The following is a 24,112-nucleotide window of genomic DNA, read 5'->3' as shown; positions in this document are numbered from 1 at the left end:
CCAGAACACCCACCCCCACCACCACCGCCGGCCCAACCAGAACACCCACCCCCACCACCACCGCCGGCCCAACCAGAACACCCACCCCCACCACCGGTCCGGCAGGAGCAGCGGCCACCCCGGCCAGCACCAAGGCGGCGGACGATCCGTCGCGTACCCCGGACGGCACCGGCGCTGGTTCCACGGCGCGGCCGGCCGACCCGGCTGTCGAATCGGCGGCGGCGAGGGCTGGCGAGACGAGCAGTGCGCGGCGCACCACCGAGGACGATCAGACCGGTGGGTTCTTCGGGGTCACGGCCGCCAGCGACCCGGACGCGGTCCGGTGGACGCCTGCGCCGTCGGCCTGGCCGGTCACCCCGGCGTGGACGGTGCCACCGCAGGCATCCGAGCCGGGGGTGACGGCAGCGGAGCCACCGACCGGACCGGACGAGTCGACCGGGCAGACGCCGAAGGCCAGGCACCGGGTGCCGCTGCCGGATTTGAGCCGGGCTGCCACCTGGAACGCGTTCGACACCTCTCGTCGCGCCGAGCCGACGGAGTCGCCGGACGATTCGGCGAGGTGGACGGCGCCGACCGGCCCGGCCACGGCAAGTGAGTTGGCCGCTGCGGCCAGACACCCGGGCTCGACGGAGCCTCCGGCCGTGCCGGACCGGGCTGGCGCGCCCACCGGCGCGGGCACGGGCACCGGCAACGGCACGGGCAGCGGCAGCGCTACCAGAACCGGCAGCACCACCGCCACTGACAGCGCCACCGGCGACAAGGCAGACACCGACGACAAGGCAGGCACCGACGACCCGGCGAGCACCGACGCCACACGTGCCGCGGCGACGTCCGCGACGGTCGCCGAGCAGCCCTCCCGGCGCGGGCGGCTCGGCGGTCTGTTCCGCCGCAACCGGTCCCGGGCCGAGGAGAAGAGCCCCGACGGGTCGGACGCGACGGAGGCCCTGCCGACGCAGGACGAGGAATTCGTCGACTGGGTCGCCGGTCTGGGCAAGCCGGTGTCGGACAACGAGCCGCAGCAGGAGAGCGGCCGACGTTCGCTGCGCTCCACCGGCCGACACCACCGCGACTGACCCGCCGGCCGGTGGGTCAGTCGCTGCTCGGGTACGCCTGATCCACTCGGGTTCATTGAAGTCGGGCTGTCCCGCCCGCCCGGATACCCCGATATCAGTGAACCCGAGTGGATCATCCCGGGGCGCGCGCGAGGGGACGGTCCGGCCACCCGGCGCGCGCGCTCGCGAGACTGGTCAGGCCAGCGGCAGGTAGACCCGGCTGCCGCCGGAGACGAACTCCTCCGACTTGTCCTTCATGCCGCGCGCCGCGTACTCCTTGAGCTCCTGGGTGATCTTCATGGAGCAGAACTTCGGGCCGCACATCGAGCAGAAGTGGGCCGTCTTCGCCGGCTCGGCCGGCAGCGTCGCGTCGTGGTACGAGCGCGCGGTCTCCGGGTCCAACGAGAGGTTGAACTGGTCCTCCCAGCGGAACTCGAACCGCGCCTTCGACAGCGCGTCGTCCCACTCCTGCGCGCCGGGGTGCCCCTTGGCCAGGTCCGCCGCGTGGGCCGCGATCTTGTACGCGATCACGCCCGCCTTCACGTCGTCCCGGTCCGGCAGGCCAAGGTGCTCCTTCGGGGTGACGTAGCAGAGCATCGCGGTGCCGAACATGCCGATCATCGCGGCGCCGATCGCCGAGGTGATGTGGTCGTACGCGGGCGCGATGTCGGTGGTCAGCGGCCCGAGCGTGTAGAAGGGCGCCTCGTGGCACCACTCCTGCTGGAGGTCCACGTTCTCCTTGATCTTGTGCATCGGCACGTGACCGGGGCCCTCGATCATCACCTGCACGTCGTACGCCCAGGCGACCTTCGTCAGCTCACCGAGCGTGCGCAGCTCGGCGAACTGCGCCTCGTCGTTGGCGTCCGCGATCGAGCCGGGCCGCAGCCCATCGCCGAGGGAGAACGTCACGTCGTACCGCGCGAGCAGCGCACACAACTCCTCGAAGTTGGTGTAGAGGAAGTTCTCCTCGTGATGCGCCAAGCACCACGCTGCCATGATCGAACCACCCCGGGACACGATCCCGGTCACCCGGTCCACGGCCAACGGCACGTACGGCAGCAGCACCCCCGCGTGCACCGTCATGTAGTCCACGCCCTGCTCGGCCTGCTCGATCACGGTCTCCCGGAACACCTCCCAGCTCAGCTTCACCGGGTCGCCGCCGACCTTCTCCAGCGCCTGGTAGATCGGCACCGTCCCGATCGGCACCGGCGAGTTCCGCACGATCGACTCGCGGGTCTCGTGGATCCGCTTCCCGGTGGACAGGTCCATCACGGTGTCCGCGCCCCAGCGGGTGGCCCAGGTCAGCTTCTCCACCTCTTCGGCGACCGACGAGCTGACCGCCGAGGTGCCGATGTTGGCGTTCACCTTGACCAGGAACGCCTTTCCGATGATCGCCGGCTCGCACTCCGGGTGGTTGACGTTGAGCGGCAGCACCGCCCGACCGGCGGCGATCTCGGCCCGGACCAGCTCCGGGTCGACGTTCTCCCGGATCGCCACGAACTCCATCTCCGGCGTCACCACACCCGCCCGCGCGTACGCGAGCTGGGTGGGACGACGTCCGTCCACACCGGCGAGCGGCGTACCCGCGCCGCGCACCGGTGCCACGTCACCCCGCTCGGCGATCCACGGGCCCCGCAACGCGGGCAACCCCACCGACGGGTCCGATCCCGGGCCGGACGTGTCGTAGAGCCGCACCGGCGGAAGATCCCCGGTCAGCCCCACCTCCGCGAACGGCACCCGGACATCGGGCCGCGAACCCTCGACGTACACCTTGCCTCGTGCCTGCATGACAACTCCCTTGGTGATCAGGCGGACCAGCCGAAGTGATCCAGCGGTCCACGTCCCGCGCCCAGCTCCCAACTCCGTGCGCCGGTCAGCGCACGGAGCACGTACTCCTTCGCGGCCCCCACCGCGGCCGGCACCGGATCGCCGAGGGCGAGCCGCACGGCGATCGCCGCCGAGAACGAACACCCGGTCCCGTGGGTGTGCCGGGTGTCCACCCGGGGGGCGCGCAGCAGGGTGGTGACGCCGCCGCCGTGCAGCACGTCGACCGCCTCGCCGCCGCCCAGGTCACCGCCGGTGACCACGACGTACTCCGGGCCGCCGGATGCCAGGGCCTCGGCGGCCACGACCATCCCGGCCACGTCGTCCACCGGACGTCCGGTGATCGCTGCGGCCTCCGCGCAGTTCGGCGTCGCCACCCTGGCGTACGGCAGCAGCCGCTCCACCGCACTGACCACGCCGAGCCGGTGTCCACTCGTGGCGACAAGCACCGGATCGACGACGAGCTGCGGCAGCCGGCCGTCCCGGGCGGCCTCGGCGACCACGTCCGCGACGGCCGGGGTGCCGAGCATCCCCGTCTTGACCGCGCGCACGGTGAAATCCATGAGTACGCTGTCCAGCTGCTCGGTCACCGTGCGCGGCGGCATCGGCAGCACGGCGTCGACGCCCCGGGTGTTCTGGGCGGTGACCGCGGTGAGGACGCTCGTGCCGTACGCGCCGAGCGCCGCGAAGACCTTGAGGTCGGCCTGGATGCCCGCGCCGCCGCCGGAGTCGGAGCCGGCGATGGTGAGGATGGTGCTCGGCGTCATCTTCCCTCGTCTTTGGTTGCGGTTGGGGGCTGTGGCCGACAGTGCCCACTCCGGGCGGTCAGGCTTGATCCCTGCGTGGGCACTGTCGGCCGCAGCCCCGCTCGTGGGGACCTGGTGCCTCCGTGCCGGGTTTGGGTCAGCATCGGGGTGACGCCTCGGCATAAGCGCTGGTCAGGATCGCCGCTGTTTCGGCGGGGTCTGTTGCTCGCATGATCGTGCCCAGCACTGCCACCCCTGCGGCTCCTGCCTCTACGCAGGCGGCTACCTGTTCCGGGGTTTCGATACCGCCCAGGGCCAGTACCGGTACGTGGCTGATCCTGATCAGCTTGCGCAGCCCTTCGGTGGCCAGGGGTGGGCCGTACCCCGGTTTTGTTCTGGTGGGGTAGACCGGGGAGAGGGTGGCGTAGTGCTCGGTGGTCAGGCGGCTCAGCTCGGTTTCGTCGTGGCAGGAGCGGCCGACCAGGCGGTGGGTCGGCGGCGGGTACGGGCCGGCGGCGGGCAGGTGCACGGCGTCGCCGCCGAGCGGGTCGGGCCCGGCCACGACGAGGGTTCCGCCGACGTCGGCGAGGATCGCGCGCAGGTCGGTGGCGAGGGCGGCGCGCTCGGCGCGGGGCAGGTCCTTCTCCCGCAGCACCACCCAGCGCACTCCCCCGGCCACCGCTCCCGCGACAACCCGCTCAAGCCCACCCCGAGCGGCAATCCGATCGGTAAGAACGACCACCCCCGACGGCACCCTCCCCAACGAGATCTTGGAAGGAACGTGCCCCTCCAGGGGCGGTTTGCTTCCAAGATCTCCCGCCGGCGGCGACGCCGTCGGCGGCGGTGACGCTTGGGGCGGTGGTAGGGCGGTCACAGGTTTGGTCTTCCCTCGTCGGGGGTGGACGCCAGCGCGTGGAAGCGGCGGGCGATCCGGCCGGCGCCGGCCGCCAGATGTCCGGCCTCGACCGCGTAGCGCATCGCGGTGGCCATCGCCACCGGGTCCGCGGCCCGGGTCACCGCGCTGGCCAGCAGCACGCCGTCGCAGCCCAACTCCATCGCCAGGGCCGCGTCGGAGGCGGTGCCGATGCCGGCGTCGAGAATCACCGGCACGTCGACACCCTGGCGGATGAGCCGGATGTGGTGCGGGTTGCCGATGCCCAGCCCCGAGCCGATCGGCGAGCCGGCCGGCATCACCGCGGCACAGCCCACGTCGGCGAGCCGGCGGGCGAGCACCGGGTCGTCACTTGTGTACGGCAGGACGGTGAAACCGTCGGCGACCAACTCCTCGGCGGCGCGGAGCAACTCCACCCCGTCGGGCAGCAGCGTCCGCTCGTCGCCGATCACCTCCAGCTTGACCCAGTCGGTGTCGAACGCGTCCCGGGCCAGTCGGGCCACCTTCACCGCCTCGGTCGCGGTGTGGCAGCCGGCGGTGTTCGGCAGCAGGCGTACCCCGCACCGGTCCAGCAGGTCGAGCAGCCCACCGGCCGTGCCCGGGGCGGTGTCCACCCGGCGCAGGGCCAGGGTGACCAGCTCGGTGCCGGACGCCCGGATCGCCTGCTCCAGCACGTGCAGATTCGCGGCACCACCGGTGCCGAGGATCAGCCGCGAGGTGAACGTCTCCCCACCCAGCTCGAACGACACCCCGCTCACCCGCCCTGCGCCGCGGTGAGCACCTCGACCCGGTCACCGTCGCGCAGCGCCGTGGTCGCCCAACCCGCCCGGGGCACCACTTCGCCGTTGACCGCGACCGCCACCCCGCGCGGTTGCGGGGCGACGTCACGGACCAGGTCGGCCACGGACACCTCACTCGGGACGCTTCGCCCGGCCCCGTTCACCGTCAACTCCACAGGTCCCCCTTCATCGTCGTTTCGGGCTCACCGTCCGCCGCCACACCGACGAACCGGTCCGGCCGGAAAGGCGCGAGCAGCGGATCGGGTACGCCGGCGCACACCAGGTCGGTGATCAGGTCGGCGGTGACCGGGGTGAGCACGATGCCGTGCCGGTGGTGACCGGTGGCGACCAGGACGTCCGGTCGGCCCGGCAGCGGCCCGAGGATCGGTGCGTTGTCCGGGGTGCCCGGCCGCAGCCCGGCGGCCGCCTCGACCAGGTCGTACTCGGCCAGCTCGGGCAGCAGGTCGACGCCGGCGCGGAGCAGGCGCTGCACGGCACCGGCGGTGACGGTGGTGTCCGACCGTTCCTCGACCGTCGCGCCGAGCACGACCTCGCCGTTGGGGCGGGGCACCAGGTAGACGGGTTCGCCGTCGGCGTACCCCCGGATCACGTGCCGGAAGCCTGGCGCGACGCCGTCGGGCGCGCGCAGCCGGAGGATCTGGCCCTTCACCGGCCGTACGGGCAGGCCGGTGAGTGCGGCGGCCCCGCAGCCGGCGGCGACCACGGTGACCGCGGCGTCCACATCGGACAGCTGGGTGACCACCTGCGGCACCAGCACCGCGCCGGCCCGCTGCGCGGCCGTGCGCAGCGCCGGCACCAGCAGCCGGGGGTCGACCTGGTGGTCGGTGGGCGCGAGCGCGCCGCCGCGCACCCGGGGGGCGAGGGCCGGTTCGAGGTCGCGCAGCTCGCTGGGGCGCAGGGGGGTCACCGGCAGACCCAACCCCTGTTGGTACGCCCACAGCCGGCGCGCCTCGGCCAGGTCGTCGCGGGTCAACCCGACCAGCAGGGTGCCCTCGGTCCGGTAGCCGATGTCGACGCCCGTCGCGTCGGCAAGCTCGGCGGCGAACGTGGGCCAGCGGTCGGCGGACGCCAGCAGCAGCTCGGTCAACTGCCGCTCACCGAAGTACGCCTCGGCGACCGGGGCGAGCATGCCGGCGGCCACCGCCGACGCCCCCGAGCCGGGTGCCGGATCGTGCACCACCACCCGCAGCCCCCGCGCGGCGCAGCGCCAGGCGATCGCCAACCCGATCGGCCCGGCCCCGATCACCGCCACGTCCGGCCGGCCCCGGTCGTCGGAGGACGCCGACTCGGACCGGCCGGTCAGCACGTCAGGGCCTCGATCAGCGTGGCGGTCGCCTGCGCCGGGTCGGCGGCGGCGGAGAGCGCGCCGACCACCGCCACCCCGTACGCCCCGGCGGCCCGCAGCTCCCGTACGTGGGCGGCGGTCACGCCCCCGATCGCGATGACCGGCACGTCGACGGCGTCGGCGACGGCGCGTACCCCGGTGGGCCCGATGGGGTCCGGCAGGCCGGACTTGGTGCTGGTGGGGTGGCACGGGCCGACGCCCAGGTAGCTGGCTCCCGCCGCGACCGCCGCGTTCGCCGTTTCCGGCGCGCGGGCGGTGGCTCCCAGCACACCGGTGGGGCCGAGCACCCGCCGGGCGGCGGTGACCGGCAGGTCGTCCGCTCCGACGTGGCCGCCGGCGGCACCCACCGCCAACGCCACGTGCAGTCGGTCGTTGACCAGGCAGGTCGCCTCGTACGGCTGGCAGAGCGCCAGCACCCGCCGGGCCAGGTCGTACGCCTCGCGGTCGGTGGCGGAGTCCTCGACCCGGACCTGCACGACCAGGTCGGCGCGGGCCACCGTGAGGGCGGCCCGGACCACGGTGAGCGGGTCCCGACCGGGTCGGGTGTCGGTGATCAGATGCAGTCGCCCCAGGGACGGCACGGCAACTCTCCTCCCTGCGCCGGCATTATCCGGATCAGGTTCGACGGTCGGGGGCTGTCAGCCCCCCTCTCAGCCCGGTACACCGGGCTCCCGTGGGTTACTTGCGTGTCACCGTACGACAGATCCGCCGGTCTGCCAAGGCGGGGCTCGGCGGCGGCCGGTGGGCCGGAACGCACCGAATCGAGCTAGATCTGTGGGGCGGTTCATGCGGTCCTGTTCGGAATGTCGCCTGCCGTTGCAGAACCGTTACCCGCCGGCATCTTGCCGGACATTGAACCAGTCGAATTAATTTGTTCAGCGATTCGACAAAATGTCGGTGGGGGTGCCCTCGCAGGGTGTGACCACCGGCTCCATCAGGGACGGCCTTCGGCGAGCCGACTCCCGCGATCTCCGTCACTACGACACAGGAGGCGGCGTGTCCCGTTCTCGTCGTGCCCGCGTACCCATCACCGCAACCCTCATCTCCCTGGCCCTCGCTTCGACGACCCTGTTCGGCACACCCGCGCAGGCCGCGCCGGCCGCCGCACAGGTCCCCCCACGGGAGGCAGCGGCCGGAACCCCGGTCACCCAGGTGGCGCCGAAGGCGCCCCAGAAGGCCGCCGACGATCCCTTCTCGGTCCTGGTCTTCTCCAAGACTGCCGGCTTCCGGCACGACTCCATCCCCACCGGTGTCGCCGCCATCCAACAGCTCGGCGCCGCCAACGGATTCACCGTGGACGCTTCCGAGGACGGCGCCGCGTTCAGCGACGCCAACCTGGCGAAGTACAAGGCCGTGATCTGGCTCTCCACCACCGGTGACGTCCTCAACGCCGAGCAGCAGGCGGCGTTCGAGCGCTACGTGAAGGCCGGCGGCGGTTACGTCGGCATCCACGCCGCGTCGGACACCGAGTACAGCTGGGCCTGGTACGGCGACCTGGTCGGCGCGTACTTCGCCAACCACCCGCAGAACCAGCAGGCCACGGTCAAGGTGGAGGACCACGCCCACCCGTCCACGGCCGAGCTGCCGGACCGCTGGTCCCGGTTCGACGAGTGGTACAACTTCCAGACCAACCCGCGGCCGGACGTGCACGTGCTGGCCAGCCTGGACGAGAAGAGCTACACCCCGGGGGCGGGCGCGATGGGCGCCGACCACCCGACCTCCTGGTGTCAGGACTTCGACGGCGGTCGTTCCTGGTACACCGGTGGTGGGCACACCCGGGAGTCGTTCGCCGAGCCCGAGTTCCTGTCCCACCTGCTCGGCGGCATCCGGACCGCGGCCGGTGTCGCGGACGCCGACTGCGGTGCCACGAAGACCTCGAACTTCGAGAAGATCGCCCTGGACAGCAACACCAGCAACCCGATGGAGCTGGACATCGCCCCCGACGGGCGGGTCTTCTACATCGAGCGCGACGGCCGGGTGCAGATCATCAAGCCGGACACCGGCAGCACCGTCACCGCCGTCGACCTGGACGTCTTCACCGGCAACGAGGACGGTCTGATCGGCATCCGGCTCGACCCGGACTTCGCCACCAACAAGTGGGTGTATCTCTACTACGCCCCGAACGACAACGTCACGCGCAACCTGCTGTCCCGGTTCACCGTGACCGGCGACACCATCGACCCGGCGAGCGAGAAGCAGGTGCTGCGGGTCGACACCCAGCGCAACACCTGCTGCCACGCGGGCGGCAGCATGACGTTCGACAGCGCCGGCAACCTCTACCTGGCCACCGGTGACAACACCAACCCGTTCGAGTCCAACGCGTACTCGCCGCTCGACGAGCGCCCGGGCCGCCAGGACTACGACTCGCAGCGCACCTCGGCGAACACCAACGACCTGCGTGGCAAGGTGATCCGGATCCACCCGGAGGACGACGGGACGTACACCGTTCCGACGGGCAACCTCTTCGCGCCGGGCACCGAGAAGACCCGTCCCGAGATCTACGCGATGGGCTTCCGCAACCCGTTCCGGATCGGCACCGACCCGAAGACCGACACGCTGTACGTCGGGGACTACGGGCCGGACGCCAACGCGAACAACGCGACCCGGGGCCCCCGCGGTCTGGTCGAGTGGAACATCGTGACCCCCGGCAACTACGGCTGGCCGTACTGCACGGGCACGAACGAGGCGTACAACGACTACACGTTCCCGTCCGGCCCGAGCGGCGCGAAGTTCGACTGCGCCGCGCCGGTGAACAACTCGCCGAACAACACCGGCCTGACCAACCTCCCCCCGGTCGTCCCGGCCACCGTCGACTACGGCTACGCCGGTGACGCGCGGTACCCGGAGATCGGTGGCGGTGGCGCGCCGATGGGCGGCCCGGCCTACCGGTACGACCCCAACCTCAACTCCACCCGCAAGTGGCCGGCCTACTACGACGGCAAGGCGCTGCTCGGCGAGTGGAACCAGAACAAGATGTACACGATGCAGGTGACCGCCGACGGCAAGTCGCTTGTGGACATCAACCAGCTGCTCACCGGCATGAGCATGATCCGGCCGATGGACTTCGAGTTCGGCCCGGATGGTGCGCTGTACCTGATCGAGTGGGGCAGCGGCTTCGGCGGCAACAACGACAACTCCGGCATCTACCGGATCGACTACACCGCCGGTGACCGCGCGCCGATCGCGGCGGCGTCCGCCAACCCCAGCTGGGGTCCGGCGCCGTTGACCGTCACCTTCTCCAGCGCCGGCTCCCGGGACCCGGACGGTGGCACGCTCACCTACGCCTGGGCCTTCGGCGACGGGCAGACCTCCACCGAGGCGAACCCGACGCACACCTACACGACGCCGGGCAACTACACCGCCCAGCTCACCGTGACCAACCCGAAGGGCCGTACCGCGGTGGCCAACGTGCCGATCACCGTGGGCAACACCGCACCGACGGTCACCATCGAGTTCCCGCCGGACGGTGGCTTCTTCAACTGGGGTGACCAGGTCAAGTACACGATCAAGGTGACCGACCCCGAGGACGGGCAGATCGACTGCGCCAAGGTGAACCTCCAGGTGCTACTCGGTCACGACGAGCACGCCCACCCGCTGGAGCAGCACACCGGCTGCACCGGCACCGTCCAGACGTCGCTCGCCTCCGGGCACGGCGCCGAGGCGAACGTGTTCGCGGTCTTCGAGGCCACCTACACCGACCAGGGTGGTGCCGGCGGCGCCGGTGCGCTCACCGGTCGGCAGATCGAGATCCTGCAGCCCAAGCAGAAGCAGGCCGAGTACTTCACCGCCACCGGGCGGACGCCGGTGAGCACCGGCGGCGGAGACGCCGGCGTGCAGCGGGAGGCCGCGGCCGACACCGCCGGTGGCGGCCAGAGCATCGCGTTCATCGAGGACGGAGACTGGTGGTCGGTCGCTCCGGCGAACCTGACCAACATCACCGAGATCCGGTTCCGGGCCGCCTCGGCCGCCGCTGGCGGTCGGATCGAGGTCCACGCGGGTGCGGTCGACGGACCGGTGGTCGCCACGGCCGTCGTGCCGACGACCGGCGCGTGGCAGACGTACACGGACGTGAGCGCGCCGGTCACCGGTGCCGCGAGCGGTTCGCTGTTCTTCGTGGCCCGCGACCCGAACGGCGGAACGGGTTCGCTGTTCAACGTCAACTGGATGGACTTCGTCGGCCGCGGTGTCACCGAGAACGCGCCGCCGGCGGTCAGTGCCACGGCCACCCCGGCCACCGGCACCGTGCCGGTCACCGTCGCCTTCGACGGCACGGCGACCGACGCCGAGGGCAACACCCCGCTGACGTACGCCTGGGACTTCGGTGACGGAGGCACGGCGACCACCCTGGACGCCAGCCACACGTACACCAGCGCGGGCGCGTTCACGGCCACCCTCACGGTGACCGACAGCAAGGGCGCCAAGGCGTACGCCACCGTGCCGGTGCGGGTGGACGCTCCGGACACGTCCTGCCTCGGGGCGCGTTCGGACGACTTCAACGGCAACACCCTCGACAAGGGCCGGTGGACCAGTGTGGTCCGGGAGAACCAGCTCTACTCGCTCAGTGGCGGCGCGCTGCGGCTGCCCACCGGGGTGGGTGACCTCTACGGGGCTCGCAACGACGCCACCAACCTGGTGCTCCAGGCGGCTCCGACCGGCGCCTGGGAGATGACCACCAAGGTCACCCTCCCGGTGACGGCCAACTACCAGCAGGCCGGCCTGCTGGTGTACGGCGACGACGACAACTACGCCAAGGTGGACCTGCTCTACAACGGCAGCCGTCGGGTGGAGTTCATCCGGGAGACCGCGGCCACGCCGCGCAACGAGGCCGCCGACGCCACCAACGCACCGGCGGGTGACACCGTGTACCTGCGGATCACCAGCGACGGGACGAACCTGACCGCGTCCGCCTCGGGCGACGGGCAGACCTTCACCCCGGTCGGCCGTTCGGCCGCGCTCGCCGGCATCACCAACCCGCGGATCGGGGTCTTCGCCCTCAACGGTGGCACCGAGGCACCTGTTGTCGACGCTGCCTTCGACTCGTTCGTGGTCACGCCGGACGCTCCGGCCGGGCCGGTCGACCCGTCGGACGAGTTCACCGGCAGCTCGCTGGACAAGTGCCGGTGGGACGCCGTCACGCGGGAGGACCCGGCCGGTTACCGGGTCACCGGTGGCGCGCTGCGGATCGACGTGCCCAACGGTGACATCTACGGCACCGACAACACCGGGCCGAAGAACTTCATCCTCCAGACCGCGCCGTCCGGCGACTGGACCCTGGAGACGAAGGTCGACGGCAGCCTGCTGAACGAGCAGTACCAGCAGGCCGGTCTGCTCGTGCAGGCGGATGACGACAACTACGTCAAGTTCGACTTCATCGCGGACAACCAGGCCGGCCAGGCGGTGACGCGGCGGATCGAGTTCCGCAGCGAGATCGCCGGGGTGGTGCAGACCCCGCAGCCGGAGGCGACCAGCCTCACCTCGGCGGTGTGGCACCTGCGGCTGGCCCGCACGGGCAACACGTTCACCGCGTCGTACTCGGCGGACGGCACGACCTGGACCGCCTTGGAGGCGCTGACCAACAGCGCGGTCGGGGCCACCCCGAAGGTCGGGCTGTTCACCCTCGGCGCCAACCAGACGGCGTCGAAGACCGCCTCGTTCGACTACTTCCGGCTCAGCACGAAGGTGGCCGACGAGACCGCGCCGGTCACCACCGCTGCGGTCTCCGGCACCCCGACCGAGGGGTGGTACACCGGGCCGGTGACGGTCACGCTCACCGCCGCCGACGAGGCCGGCGGTAGCGGCCTCGCCGGTACGGAGTACCAGCTGGACGGGGCCACCACCTGGACGGCGTACACCGCACCGGTGGCCATCACCGGCGACGGCGAGCACGAGCTGCGGTACCGCTCGACCGACAAGGCCGGCAACGTGGAGGAGACGAAGACCGTCTCCGCCAAGATCGACGCCACCGCGCCGGTGACCTCGGCGACGTTCGCTCCGGCGAACAACGCCGGCTGGCACAACGGGACGATCCCCGTCGTGCTGACCTCGACCGACGCCGGTTCCGGGGTCAAGACGGTGGAGTGGTCGCTGGACGGTGGCGCGTGGACGCCGTACACGACGCCGGTCGAGGTGACCGGCGACGGGCAGCACGAGCTGCTGTTCCGCTCGACCGACAAGGCGGGCAACGTCGAGACGCTCAAGTCGGCGGTGCTGCGCATCGACGGCACCAAGCCGACGCTGCTGGTGTCCGGGATCGCCGACGGCCAGCTCTACGGAGACAGCCAGGACGTCCGGGTGTCCTGGCAGGCCGTCGACCCGACCTCGGGCATCGCGACAGTGGTCGGCAAGCTGGACGGCCAGGCGTACGCCAGCGGCACTCTGCAGGCCATGTACGAGCTGCCGCTCGGCCTGCACGAGCTGACCGTGACCGCGACCGACAAGGCGGGCAACGAGACCACCTCGACTGTCCGGTTCTTCGTCACCACCTCGTTCCGGGACATGCAGAACCTGCTGGACCGGTTCAAGGCGACGGGTCGGCTCTCGGCCAAGGCGCACAAGCAGTTGACGGCGAAGCTCGACGCGGCCCGTCAGGCCGAGGCGGCCGGCAACGACAACAAGGCGATCAAGCAGTTGACCGCGTTCCGCACGCTCGCCGCCGACGCCACCCTGGTGGCTGAGGCGGAGGTCCGGGATGTCCTGGTGCGGGACACCGACGCGATGATCGTTCGACTCGGCGGCGCGGCCAGCAAGGCCGGGGTCAAGGCGAACGACGGCGAACCGGTCAAGGGCACCGGGCGGCTCGGTGGCGATGCCACCCGGCTCGCACCCGGTCGCCAGCTCTGATCCGACGAGGCCCCTCCCCGACGCCGCGGCGTCGGGGAGGGGCCTCCCTCATTCGTAGCGAGGAGATGTCCGTGACGGGTATCCGCAAGGTGTTGGCCGCCGTGTTCGCCGGACTGGCCCTGACCCTGCTCTCCGCTGCCCCGGCGGCCGCCCGGGCCGACAAACTCAAGCTGACGGTGGCCGGCGACGGGGCTCAGGGGGTCACCATCCAGGCCACCTACGCCGATGGCCGACGACTGGACCGGGTGGTGCGCCTGGTGCTCACCGCCACCGGCCCGGACGGGCAGAAGGTCGGGCCGGTGCAGTTGGAGCCGCAGCCCGAGGGGCAGGGCTTCTACAGCAGCGGGCCGGTGCTCTCCGCCGGCACGTGGAAGGTGACTGTGGACTCCCCCGCTCCCCTGCCAGCCAAGGCCAGCGCCACGGTGCAGGCCCGCCCGGCGCAGTCACCCCCGCCACCCAAGCCGGTGGCGGTCAACAAGCCGGCTGACGGCGGAGGCGGCGCGGGTGCCGGCTGGTGGCCGTTCGCGGCGGCCGGCCTCGTGCTGGTCGCCGCGGCGATGGGGGTGGCCATGCTGTTCGGCCGCCGCCGCACCACCTGAGGCGACAGGCGTTTCACCACACGGGCCGGGCCGCCACAAGCGACCCGGCCCGTCGCCGTCCCGCGAGGGCCCGCGACCGCCGCGCCCGGCCCGTGATCGACTCGGTGTCTCTGAAAATCGGGGCTTCCCGGGCCGGGGGTCACCCCGATTTCAAGAAACGCGCGTGGATCACCAGGGGACGCACGGATCAGCCATGCCTCGCTCAGAGGATGGCGCGCAGTGCCGCCAGGTCCTCGTCGGTGGGCTCCCAGGTGCCGGCGGCGGCGTTGGCGCGTACCTGCTCGGGCGTGGTGGCACCGGCGATCACCGAGGTCACCGCCGGCTGGGCGGCCAGCCCGCCGATCGCCACCTGGAGCATGGTCAGACCCCGCTCGGCCGCGTACGCCTCGATCGCCTCGATGGTGTCCCAGTCGGCCGCGGCGAGCCGCTCGGCGTACCGGCCACCGCCGGAGAGCCGGCTGCCGGCCGGCGGCTGCGCCTCGCGCTTGTACTTGCCGGTGAGCAGCCCGTTGGCGAGTGGGAAGAACGGCAACATGCCGAGGCCGAACCGCTCGCAGGCCGGGATGATCTCGGTCTCCACCGAGCGTTCCAGCAGGCTGTAGTGGTTCTGCGCGCAGATGAAGCGGGACCGACCGTTGGACGAGGCCACCCAGTCCGCGTCGGCGATCTGCCAGCCGGCGAAGTTGGAGTTGCCCAGGTAGCGCACCTTGCCGTCGCGGACCAGGTCGTCCAGGGCGGCGAGGGTCTCGTCGATCGGGGTGCCCGGGTCGGGCTCGTGCATCTGGTAGAGGTCGATGTGGTCGGTGCCGAGCCGGCGCAGCGACGCCTCCACCGCACGGGCGATGTAGCGCCGCGCACCCCGGGCGCCGAAGTCCGGCCCGTTGAGGCCGAACATGTCCATGCCGAACTTGGTGGCCACCACCACGTCGTCCCGGCGGCCCTTGAGCGCCTGCCCGAGCAGTTCCTCGGAGCCGCCCTGCGGCTCGCCGTAGATGTCGGCGGTGTCGAAGAGGGTGATCCCGGCGTCCAGGGCGGCGTCCACCACCGCGCGGGTGCCGTCGAGGTCGAGCTTACGGCCGAAGTTGTTGCAGCCGATGCCGACGACGGACACCACGAGCCCGGAGTCGCCCAGCCGGCGATAGGTCATGTCAGTCACGAGATCCACCCTATGCCGGCCGGACGCACCGCTGCCCGGTGACCGCTCAGCCCACGTCCCAGACCGGTTCCGGGGTCTCCACCACCTCGCTGTCGCCGCGGAACAGCACGAACCGGTCGAAGGAACGGGTGAACCAGCGGTCGTGGGTGACCGCGATGACTGTCCCCGCGAACGCGTTCAGGCCCGCTTCGAGGGCCTCCGCGCTGGCCAGGTCGAGGTTGTCGGTGGGCTCGTCGAGCAGCAGCAGCGTCGCGCCGGACAACTCCAGCAGCAGCACCAGGAACCGGGCCTGCTGCCCGCCGGAGAGCGTGCCGAAGCGCTGGTCGCCCTGTGCCGCCAGCTCGTAGCGGCTGAGCACCCCCATCGCCGCGTGCCGGTCCATTCCGGTGCGGTGCTCGTCACCCCGCCAGAGGATCTCGACGAGCGTCTTCGACATCAGCTCCGGCCGGTCGTGGGTCTGGGAGAAGTGCCCGGGGCGGACCCGGGCACCGAGGCGCGCCGTGCCGTCGTGCGCCACCGGCGCGAGCGCGAGCGCCCCGTCGACCGGCCCGTTGGCCGGGTCCGGGTCGGTGCCGCCCCGGGCCAGCAGCCGCAGGAAGTGCGACTTGCCGGTGCCGTTGGCACCGAGCACCGCCACCCGGTCGCCGTACCAGATCTCCAGGTCGAAGGGGAAGGTCAAGCCGTCGAGCTCCAACTGCTCGCAGACGACCGCGCGCTTGCCGGTCCGCCCGCCGCTCAGCCGCATCCGGATGTCCTGGTCCTTCGGGGGTACGGGCGGCGGCCCGGCCTCCTCGAACTTACGCAGCCGGGTCTGCGCGGCCTGGTAACGCGAGGCCAACCCGTCGTTGTACGCGGCCTTCTGCTTGTACATCAGCATCAGCTCGCGCAGCTTCTGGTGCTCCTCGTCCCAGCGCCGACGCAGCTCGTCCAGGCGGGCGTGCCGAGCCACCCGAGCCTCGTGCCAGCTGGCGAAGCCGCCCGGGTGCACCCAGGCGCTGCCGCCCTCGACGGCCACCACCCGGTCGGCGCTCTGGGCCAGCAGCTCGCGGTCGTGCGAGACGTAGAGCACCGACTTGGTCGACTCGCGCAGTCGCGCCTCCAGCCACCGTTTGCCGGGCACGTCGAGGAAGTTGTCCGGTTCGTCGAGCAGCAGCACCTCGTCCGGGCCGCGCAGCAGCAACTCCAACGCGAAGCGCTTCTGCTGACCGCCGGAGAGGGTGCGCACCGGGCGGTCCCGCACCGTGTCCCAGGTCCGGTCCAGCACGATTGTCGCCACGGTGTCGAAGAGCACCTCGGCGTCGTACCCGCCGGCCTCGCCCCAGGCCCCCAGCGCGTCGGCGTACGCCAACTGGGCCTTGCCGGCGGCGTTGCTGAACTTGCCGTGGGCCTCGGCGGCCCGCATGGCCGCCTCGGTCTCGGCGAGTCGGCGGCCGGCGTCGCGCAGCGAGGGCGGGGCCAGCGACAACGCCAGGTCGGCGAGCGTCGACTCGTCGCCGATCATGCCGATGAACTGCCGCATCACGCCCAGGCCGCCGGCCCGCGCGATGGCGCCGCTGCGCACCGGCAGGTCGCCGGCGACCATCCTCAGCAGCGTCGTCTTACCCGCGCCGTTGGGCCCGACCAGGGCGACCTTGCTGCCCTCACCCACCCGGAACGACACGTCGGCGAAGAGTTCCCGACCGTCGGGCAGGATGTGCCCGACCGCTGCCACATCCACGTATCCCACGCCGGGATCCTGCCCCAGTGCGGGCCGGAGGGACATCCAATTACCGGGTGACCCGCAGCACCCGGAAGCCCTTCTGGCTGGCGTACCGCTCGACCTGCCAGCCCTGCTCGGTGAGCCAGCGTTGCAGCGAGTCGCCACCGAGGTGCCGGGCGACGACCAGCCAGCCGACGCCGTCCGGTGCGAGTCGGGGCAGCCAGCGCAGCAGCAGCTCGTGCAGCTCGTCCTTGCCGATCCGAATGGGCGGGTTGGACCAGAGCTGGGCGAACCGGACGCCCGCCGGAACGTCGTCCGGCGCGTGGACCCGGACCCGGTCGGCCGCGTCGACCCTGGCCGCGTTGGCGGCGGTCAGCTCGCGGGCACGGGCGTTGACGTCGACTGCCCAGACGGTGCTCGCCGGTGCCAGGTCGGCCAGCACGCACGCGATCGGGCCGAACCCGCAGCCGAGGTCGAGCAGGTCACCGGCGGTGTCGGCGGCGGGCAGGTCGGCCTTGCGCAGGAGCACGGCGGTGCCCGGGTCGAGTCGGCTGGCGGAGAACACGCCGCCGGCGGAGACGAGCCGGTAGTCGCGGTCGGCGACGGAGAACTCGACCTCGCGCGGCGGAGCGTCGCTGGCGGGTTGAGCGGTGAAGTAGTGGTCGCCGGTCACGCCGGCAATTCTCGCACCGACCCGGGGCGGCCAGGACACCGCCCACGCGCACATTTCCCCGATATTACCCCCTAAAGGGACAATGGCTCCTACTCTGGGCGACATGGTGTATCGGTACGAGTCCGATGAGGACGCTTTCGAGGAGTACCCGGAGCCCGGGTCCGACCTGTCGGTGTTCGGCGCCGGTCCGCCCCCGCCGGCCGGGCCCTCTCCGTCGCGCTTCCCCGCGCCGTCGCTGCCCCGACCGAACCAGCTCTCCCTGCCGTCGACGCAGCCGCCGCCGACCCGTGCCGAGGTTGCGCCGCCGAGCCGTGCCGACGTGCCGCCGTCGGCCCGTGCCGAGGTTGCGCCGCCGACCCGTGTCGACGTTCCGTCTGCCGCCTCCCGCAGCCAGGTCTACACCTCGGCCACCGCGATGGAGGCCAGCCCTCGACGCGGCGGTGGCCGGCTGTGGCAGGTGCTGGTCGGCGGCGCGGCCGTCCTGGTGCTGCTCGCACTCTGCGGCCTCGGCGCCGCCGCGCTGATCGACCGCAACGAGCAACCCGCGGCCGGCCCCACAGCCCCGCCGACCGCCGCGCCGACGTCCGCCGCACCGGAGCGGCTGGCCCTCGACTCCCGAGAATCCGACCGGGCCCCGCTCACCGCCAAGGAACTCTTCCCCGGCAAGGAGCTGACGCTCACCGCCGGCCAGCCGAGCTACCAGGTGCTCAAGACCCAGTCCAGCGGCAGTTGCGCCGTCGCCGCCACCGGCGAGGTCGCCGACCTGCTGGCCCTCCTCGGCTGCAACCAGGTCGTCCGGGCCACGCTGCGCACGCCGAAGGGCGATCACCTGGTCACCGCCGGGTTGTTCAACCTGACCGACAAGGTCAGCGCGGAACGGGCCCGGGACCGGATCCGCCCGCTGCTCGACGAGCGGAAGGGCCGCTTCCGTGGCCTCGCCGCCGGTGACGGCACCGACGTGCTGAGCAGCGCCCCCGCGCGGGTCGGCTGGCAGGTGCGCGGTCACTACGTGGCGTACGCGCTGGTGGTCCGCGAGGACGGGGCGACGATCAAGGCGGGCGACGCCACGGTCCGCGAGATCCTGTTCGACATGATCGAGCTGCACCTCAGCCGGGGCGTTCTGCAACAGCGGGCCGAGGGTGGCACCGCCGCCCAGCCGACGCCGGAGACCTCCGCCAGCGGCGACGACGGCGACCTGCCCGGCGAGTGAGCCTGCGGCACCCCGCCGGCGGTCAGCCCTCGATCGGAACCCGCAGTCGACGGGTGAGGTCGGCGCGGCGCGCGTACTCGGTCGGATCGGCGGGGTAGCCGACGGCGACCAGGGTCAACCCCCGCGCGGGAGCCACTGTCACCTCGCTGGAGCGGTCCTGTCGGGTGAGCAGGCTGCCCGGCCACTCGACCGGGCGGCGGCCGTCCCCGGCCACCAGCATCGCCCCCACCAGGCTGCGCACCATCGCCTGGCAGAACGCGTCGGCCTGCACGGTGGCGACCAGGATGCCGTCCGGGTCGCGACGCCAGTCCAGCCGGGTCACCTCGCGCAACGTGGTCGCGTTCTCCTTGCGCCGGCAGTACGCGGCGAAGTCGTGCTCGCCGACCAGGCCGCTCGCGGCGGCGTTCAGTGCGGCCAGGTCGAGCGGCTTCGGCCAGGCCAGCACCTCGTGCCGGCGCAGTGGCTCCGCGCCGAAGGGCGCATCGGTGACCCGGTACTCGTAGCGGCGGAAGGTGGCCGAGAACCGGGCGTCGAAGTCGGTCGGCACCTCGGTCATCGCGCGTACGCGGACGTCGGTGGGGAGCAGCCGGGCCAGGCGGCGCAGCAGCCGCCCCTCGTGCTCCCGCCACACGTCGACGGGTAGCTCCAGGTGGCAGACCTGCCCGGTGGCGTGCACACCCGCGTCGGTGCGACCGGCAACCGTCAGCCCGGTGACCGCGCCGGCACCGAGGATCAGGTCCAGGGTCTCGACGAGCACCCCCGCGACGGTGCGCCGGGTCGGCTGGGGTGCCCAGCCGGAGAAGCCCGTGCCGTCGTACGAGACGTCCAGCCGCAGCCGGATCCGCTCGTCCACCTCGTACCTCCTGTCATGGGTCGGGCCCGACACCCCGATGGGGGTGCCGGGCCCGACGTTGCCCTTGATCAGGCCTTGTTCTCGGTGGCCTCGTCGCTGTCCTCGCGGGCGGCGTCGGTGTCACCGGACGCCGACACCGGCGCCTCGGAGTCCTGGTCGGTCTGCGCCGACTGCGGAGCCTCGTCGGCCGGGGCCAGCGCCTCGACCTTGTCCTGCTGCGCGGCCTTGCGGGCGGCGGTCTTCTTGTTCACCTTCGGCTCGGCGACCTGAAGCTCCTCCACCAGCTCGATGATGGCCATCGGCGCGTTGTCACCCTTGCGCGGACCGGTCTTCACGATCCGGGTGTAACCGCCGGGGCGGTTGGAGTACCGAGGTGCGATCTGGTCGAACAGGGCGTAGACCACGTCCTTGTCCTTGACGACACCCAGCACCCGCCGCCGCGAGGCGAGGTCACCGCGCTTGGCCTTGGTGATGAGCTGCTCGGCCAACGGGCGCAGCCGCCGGGCCTTCGTCTCGGTGGTCTGGATCTTGCCGTGCTGGAACAGCGCGGTCGCCAGGTTGGCGAGCATCAGCCGCTCGTGCGAGGGGCTGCCGCCGAGGCGGGGGCCCTTGGTGGGCGTGGGCATTTTGGTGCTCCTCAGTTGTGGCGGCAGCGCGGACTAGAGCTGCTCGGTCTCGCGGTAGTCGTCGGTGTCGTAGTCGGCCTCGCCGAAGGTGTCCACGACGTGCGCCGGGTCGAAGTTCGGAGCCGAGTCCTTCAGCCCGAGACCCATCCCGGCGAGCTTCATCTTGACCTCGTCGATCGACTTCTGACCGAAGTTGCGGATGTCGAGGAGGTCGGCCTCGGTACGCCCGATGAGCTCACCAACGGAGTTGATGCCCTCGCGCTTGAGGCAGTTGTAGGAGCGGACGGTGAGGTCCAGCTCCTCGATCGGCAGGGCCAGGTCCGCCGCCAGCTGGGCGTCCTGCGGGGACGGCCCGATGTCGATGCCCTCGGCGGTCTCGTCCAGCTCCCGGGCCAGCCCGAACAGCTCCACGAGCGTCGAACCGGCGGAGGCCAGCGCGGTGCGCGGACCCATCGACGGCTTGGTCTCGACGTCGATGATCAGCCGGTCGAAGTCGGTGCGCTGCTCGACACGGGTCGCCTCGACGCGGTACGTCACCTTCAGCACCGGCGAGTAGATCGAGTCGACCGGGATCCGGCCGATCTCGGCGCCGGACTGCTTGTTCTGTGCCGCCGTCACGTAGCCCCGGCCCCGCTCGACGGTCAGCTCCATGTCGAGCCGGCCCTTGCCGTTGAGGGTGGCGAGCTTGAGATCCGGGTTGTGCACCGAGACGCCGGCCGGCGGCTGGATGTCGCCCGCGGTCACGTCGCCCGGGCCCTGCTTGCGCAGGTACATGCTGACCGGCTCGTCGTGCTCGGAGCTGACGCACAGCTCCTTGATGTTCATGACGAGCTCGACCACGTCCTCCTTGACACCGGGGATCGTGGTGAACTCGTGCAGGACACCGTCGATCTTGATCGAGGTGACGGCCGCGCCCGGGATCGACGACAGCAGCGTGCGCCGCAGCGAGTTACCCAGGGTGTAGCCGAAGCCCGGCTCCAGCGGCTCGATGGCGAACCGCGACCGGGTCTCGTTGATCGACTCCTCGGAGAGGGAGGGTCGCTGGCTGATGAGCATCTTTTCTCTTCTCTTCCGGGGCGCCCGCTATTTGACGCCCACGACACAAACTGTTCCGGTGGCCCGCCCCGAGGGGCGGGCCACCGAACGAGCTCGGACTACTTGGAGTAGAGCTCGACGATCAGCTGTTCCTGGACCTGCGTGTCGATGACCTGCCGGGCCGGGAGGGAGTGCACGAGCACCTTCATCTGGCTCGGGATGGCCTCAAGCCACGCCGGAACCGTCTTCGAGCCGGCCTGAGCCTGCGCGACGATGAACGGGGTGAGCTCCTTGCTCTTGCCCCGAACCTCGATGATGTCGTGCTCCTTGACGCGGTACGACGGGATGTCGACCTTCTTGCCGTTCACCGTGAAGTGACCGTGCTTGACCAGCTGGCGGGCCATGTCCCGCGAGTGGGCGTAGCCGGCCCGGTAAACGACGTTGTCCAGCCGCGACTCGAGGATCTGCAGGAGGACCTCACCGGTCTTGGCCTGCTTGCCAACGGCTTCCTCGTAGTAACCGCGGAACTGCTTCTCCAGCACGCCGTAAACCCGACGGGCCTTCTGCTTCTCACGGAGCTGGAGCAGGTACTCCGTCTCCTTGGTGCGGCCGCGGCCGTGCTGCCCGGGCGGGAACGGCCGGGACTCGAACGGGCACTTCGGACCATCGCACTTGCTGCCCTTGAGGAACAGCTTCATCTTCTCCCGCCGGCAACGGCGGCAGTCTGCACCGGTGTAACGAGCCATCTCTCTCTACCTCTCAGACCCGGCGACGCTTCGGCGGACGACATCCGTTGTGCGGCTGCGGGGTGACGTCGGCGATCTGGCCGACCTCGAGGCCCACGGCCTGCAGCGAACGGATGGCGGTCTCCCGGCCGGAGCCGGGGCCCTTGACGAACACGTCGACCTTGCGCATGCCGTGCTCCATGGCGCGACGCGCGGCAGCCTCGGCGGCCAGCTGCGCGGCGAACGGAGTCGACTTGCGGGAGCCCTTGAAGCCCACCTGGCCAGCGGAGGCCCAGGAGATGACCGCACCGGTCGGGTCCGTGATGGACACGATGGTGTTGTTGAACGTGCTCTTGATGTGCGCCTGCCCGTGGGCGACGTTCTTGCGTTCCTTGCGCCGGACCTTCTTTACAGCGGCTCCGGCACGAGCCTTCGGTGGCATAAGTCTGTGCGCTCCTAGTTGACTTTCCGGATCGGGTTGCGGCCTGACCCGCCTCGGCGGCGGCCGACCCCGTCATCCGGTCAAGAACTACTTCTTGCCGGGCTTCTTCTTGCCGGCGACGGTCCGCTTCGGGCCCTTGCGGGTCCGTGCGTTGGTCTTGGTCCGCTGGCCACGCACGGGCAGGCCCCGGCGGTGCCGGATGCCGGCGTAGCAGCCGATCTCAACCTTGCGGCGGATGTCAGCGGCGACCTCGCGGCGCAGGTCGCCTTCAACCTTGTAGTTGCCCTCGATGTGGTCGCGGAGCTGCACGAGCTCCTCGTCCGTGAGGTCCCGAGCGCGCTTGTCCGGCGAGATGCCGGTGGCGGCGAGTGTCTCCAGGGCGCGGGTGCGACCGACCCCGAAGATGTAGGTGAGCGCGATCTCCAACCGCTTCTCGCGGGGGAGATCCACGCCGACTAGACGTGCCATGTGCGGGCGTACTCCTCGTGATGTGTGGCGGAGGTGTGGACCCGTCCCACCCCGCTACCGGCCGTCCCGTCTTTCCGACGCGGTGAGCGCCGGCGACCGGGATCGGTCGCTGCCCGAGCGGGCCCCGGCCTCCGACCGGGGGTCAGCCACGCAGGAGTACGACTCGCGTACCACTCGCGGCTGGGACGAGCATGTGTGATGTGTGTGTCGCTGGGGATCTGCCCGGACCAACGCCACCCGGCCGGTTAGGGCCGGACGGGCTGAGTCAGCCCTGGCGCTGCTTGTGGCGCGGGTCGCTGCAGATGACCATGACCCGGCCGTGCCGGCGGATAACCCGGCACTTGTTGCAGATCCTCTTGACGCTCGGCTTGACCTTCACGGTTGCCTTACTTCCCATCTGGCCCGGGGACGCGCGATGCGCGAGACCGGACGTCGAAGACGGACACGGGACTTCCCGGCCGTCGTCAGGACTACTTGTAGCGGTAGACGATGCGCCCGCGGGTCAGGTCGTACGGCGAGAGTTCGACGACGACCCGGTCCTCCGGAAGGATGCGGATGTAGTGCTGCCGCATCTTGCCGCTGATGTGAGCCAACACCTTGTGGCCGTTCGCGAGCTCCACCCGGAACATGGCGTTCGGCAGGGGCTCGATGACCCGACCCTCGATCTCAATGGCTCCGTCTTTTTTCGGCATGTCCTCCGCTGTCCTGACGTCGATTGCTCCGGGCGGCCCACAACGTCTTACACGGAAATCTGATCAGAATCAGAAGACCGCGCCAGCCGCGGCTCCAGGTCCCACCGAAGCGCAGGGTGGGCATGCCGGAGTGGACGCTGTGCGCCGATCTGAAAGTGTACGCCGACCTGCGCCCCCCGCCAAACCGGCCACCCACCCACCTCCCCAGGCCCCGCCTCCGCCCCCGTCCTCACCCCGTTGATCATGGAGTTATTGTCACGACACGCCGGGATCGGTGGCAATAACTTCATGATCAACGGGGTGAGGGTGGGGGCGGAGGCCGGGGGGGGTGGGGGGTGGGGGGTGGGGGGGGGGGTGGGGGGTAAGTGAGTGGGGTAGGGAAAGAGTGTCTTAGTGGGTGTTTGGATATCGGAGGTAGGCGTATGATTAAAGTTG

21 protein-coding genes, 1 pseudogene and 1 riboswitch are annotated in these 24,112 nt (G+C 71.2%); of the genes and pseudogenes, 4 read left to right on the top strand and 18 right to left on the bottom strand.

What is annotated here, in order from left to right; genetic code table 11:
- Positions 1–1,073: pseudogene (locus tag AB0B57_RS32630) on the top strand (hypothetical protein); the annotation flags it as partial.
- 174 nt (positions 1,074–1,247) lie between these two features.
- Here AB0B57_RS32630 and thiC read toward each other — a convergent pair.
- The 7 genes from thiC to thiE form a co-directional block, all read right to left on the bottom strand.
- Positions 1,248–2,840 (bottom strand): phosphomethylpyrimidine synthase ThiC, encoded by a 1,593-nt coding sequence (gene thiC / locus AB0B57_RS32625; RefSeq protein ID WP_357078737.1) that lies wholly within the window; start codon positions 2,838–2,840, stop codon positions 1,248–1,250.
- Positions 2,841–2,857: 17 nt separating this feature from the next.
- Positions 2,858–3,643, bottom strand: coding sequence for a bifunctional hydroxymethylpyrimidine kinase/phosphomethylpyrimidine kinase (gene thiD, locus AB0B57_RS32620; RefSeq protein ID WP_357078734.1), 786 nt, complete (start codon positions 3,641–3,643; stop codon positions 2,858–2,860).
- Positions 3,644–3,779: 136 nt separating this feature from the next.
- Positions 3,780–4,385 carry a thiamine phosphate synthase gene (locus AB0B57_RS32615; protein WP_357078731.1) on the bottom strand — a complete coding sequence of 202 codons (606 nt, stop codon included), beginning with the start codon at positions 4,383–4,385 and terminating at the stop codon, positions 3,780–3,782.
- Between the two features lie 107 nt (positions 4,386–4,492).
- Positions 4,493–5,272: a thiazole synthase gene (locus tag AB0B57_RS32610; RefSeq protein ID WP_357078728.1), complete on the bottom strand. Its 780-nt coding sequence runs from the start codon at positions 5,270–5,272 to the stop codon at positions 4,493–4,495.
- Entirely contained in the window at positions 5,269–5,469 is a 201-nt protein-coding gene (thiS, locus tag AB0B57_RS32605; protein ID WP_357078725.1) for a sulfur carrier protein ThiS, read from the bottom strand. Before thiS ends, AB0B57_RS32610 begins: the two co-directional genes overlap by 4 nt.
- The gene (gene thiO / locus AB0B57_RS32600) at positions 5,460–6,617 is read right to left on the bottom strand and encodes a glycine oxidase ThiO (protein ID WP_357078873.1); all 1,158 of its coding nucleotides are present in this window, start codon (positions 6,615–6,617) and stop codon (positions 5,460–5,462) included. The genes thiS and thiO overlap by 10 nt, the downstream gene beginning before the upstream one ends.
- On the bottom strand, positions 6,614–7,240 hold the full coding sequence (gene thiE / locus AB0B57_RS32595) for a thiamine phosphate synthase (protein WP_357078722.1): 627 nt from the start codon (positions 7,238–7,240) through the stop codon (positions 6,614–6,616). Before thiE ends, thiO begins: the two co-directional genes overlap by 4 nt.
- Positions 7,235–7,344: riboswitch (TPP riboswitch) on the bottom strand. (Overlaps the previous gene by 6 nt.)
- A gap of 311 nt (positions 7,345–7,655) precedes the next feature.
- Here thiE and AB0B57_RS32590 point away from each other — a divergent pair.
- Together AB0B57_RS32590 and AB0B57_RS32585 are read left to right on the top strand one after the other, a co-directional pair.
- Positions 7,656–13,499 (top strand): ThuA domain-containing protein, encoded by a 5,844-nt coding sequence (locus tag AB0B57_RS32590; RefSeq protein WP_357078718.1) that lies wholly within the window; start codon positions 7,656–7,658, stop codon positions 13,497–13,499.
- Positions 13,500–13,570: 71 nt separating this feature from the next.
- Entirely contained in the window at positions 13,571–14,098 is a 528-nt protein-coding gene (locus AB0B57_RS32585) for a hypothetical protein (RefSeq protein ID WP_357078715.1), read from the top strand.
- Between the two features lie 202 nt (positions 14,099–14,300).
- On the opposite strand, the gene AB0B57_RS32580 is transcribed toward AB0B57_RS32585, so the two are convergent.
- The 3 genes from AB0B57_RS32580 to AB0B57_RS32570 are packed head-to-tail and all read right to left on the bottom strand — an operon-like array spanning position 14,301 to position 17,626.
- The gene (locus AB0B57_RS32580) at positions 14,301–15,263 is read right to left on the bottom strand and encodes an aldo/keto reductase (protein ID WP_357078711.1); all 963 of its coding nucleotides are present in this window, start codon (positions 15,261–15,263) and stop codon (positions 14,301–14,303) included.
- Between the two features lie 37 nt (positions 15,264–15,300).
- The gene (locus AB0B57_RS32575) at positions 15,301–16,980 is read right to left on the bottom strand and encodes an ATP-binding cassette domain-containing protein (RefSeq protein WP_357078708.1); all 1,680 of its coding nucleotides are present in this window, start codon (positions 16,978–16,980) and stop codon (positions 15,301–15,303) included.
- A gap of 40 nt (positions 16,981–17,020) precedes the next feature.
- Positions 17,021–17,626 (bottom strand): methyltransferase, encoded by a 606-nt coding sequence (locus AB0B57_RS32570; protein ID WP_357078705.1) that lies wholly within the window; start codon positions 17,624–17,626, stop codon positions 17,021–17,023.
- Between the two features lie 103 nt (positions 17,627–17,729).
- Between AB0B57_RS32570 and AB0B57_RS32565 the strand changes: the two genes are divergently transcribed.
- Positions 17,730–18,836, top strand: a complete 1,107-nt coding sequence (locus AB0B57_RS32565; protein ID WP_357078702.1) for a hypothetical protein — start codon at positions 17,730–17,732, stop codon at positions 18,834–18,836.
- A 22-nt stretch (positions 18,837–18,858) separates the two neighbouring features.
- Here AB0B57_RS32565 and truA read toward each other — a convergent pair whose 3' ends face one another.
- The 8 genes from truA to infA form a co-directional block, all read right to left on the bottom strand.
- A complete protein-coding gene (truA, locus tag AB0B57_RS32560; RefSeq protein ID WP_357078699.1) occupies positions 18,859–19,689 on the bottom strand; it encodes a tRNA pseudouridine(38-40) synthase TruA in 831 nt (276 codons plus the stop codon).
- A 68-nt stretch (positions 19,690–19,757) separates the two neighbouring features.
- Positions 19,758–20,315 (bottom strand): 50S ribosomal protein L17, encoded by a 558-nt coding sequence (gene rplQ / locus AB0B57_RS32555; protein ID WP_357078696.1) that lies wholly within the window; start codon positions 20,313–20,315, stop codon positions 19,758–19,760.
- Positions 20,316–20,348: 33 nt separating this feature from the next.
- Positions 20,349–21,371: a DNA-directed RNA polymerase subunit alpha gene (locus tag AB0B57_RS32550; protein WP_007465227.1), complete on the bottom strand. Its 1,023-nt coding sequence runs from the start codon at positions 21,369–21,371 to the stop codon at positions 20,349–20,351.
- A gap of 98 nt (positions 21,372–21,469) precedes the next feature.
- Complete coding sequence (gene rpsD / locus AB0B57_RS32545) at positions 21,470–22,096, bottom strand: 30S ribosomal protein S4 (RefSeq protein WP_030489600.1); 627 nt, start codon at positions 22,094–22,096, stop codon at positions 21,470–21,472.
- A gap of 13 nt (positions 22,097–22,109) precedes the next feature.
- A complete protein-coding gene (gene rpsK, locus AB0B57_RS32540; protein ID WP_030329919.1) occupies positions 22,110–22,517 on the bottom strand; it encodes a 30S ribosomal protein S11 in 408 nt (135 codons plus the stop codon).
- 87 nt (positions 22,518–22,604) lie between these two features.
- Positions 22,605–22,985 carry a 30S ribosomal protein S13 gene (gene rpsM, locus AB0B57_RS32535; RefSeq protein WP_030329917.1) on the bottom strand — a complete coding sequence of 127 codons (381 nt, stop codon included), beginning with the start codon at positions 22,983–22,985 and terminating at the stop codon, positions 22,605–22,607.
- Positions 22,986–23,250: 265 nt separating this feature from the next.
- Positions 23,251–23,364 carry a 50S ribosomal protein L36 gene (rpmJ, locus tag AB0B57_RS32530; protein WP_043965539.1) on the bottom strand — a complete coding sequence of 38 codons (114 nt, stop codon included), beginning with the start codon at positions 23,362–23,364 and terminating at the stop codon, positions 23,251–23,253.
- A gap of 91 nt (positions 23,365–23,455) precedes the next feature.
- The gene (gene infA / locus AB0B57_RS32525; protein WP_007073013.1) at positions 23,456–23,677 is read right to left on the bottom strand and encodes a translation initiation factor IF-1; all 222 of its coding nucleotides are present in this window, start codon (positions 23,675–23,677) and stop codon (positions 23,456–23,458) included.
- Positions 23,678–24,112: the final 435 nt, after the last annotated feature.

Source organism: Micromonospora sp. NPDC049101, from assembly GCF_040648675.1.
Classification (GTDB): domain Bacteria; phylum Actinomycetota; class Actinomycetes; order Mycobacteriales; family Micromonosporaceae; genus Micromonospora.
This window is presented reverse-complemented; position numbering and strand designations above follow the sequence as displayed.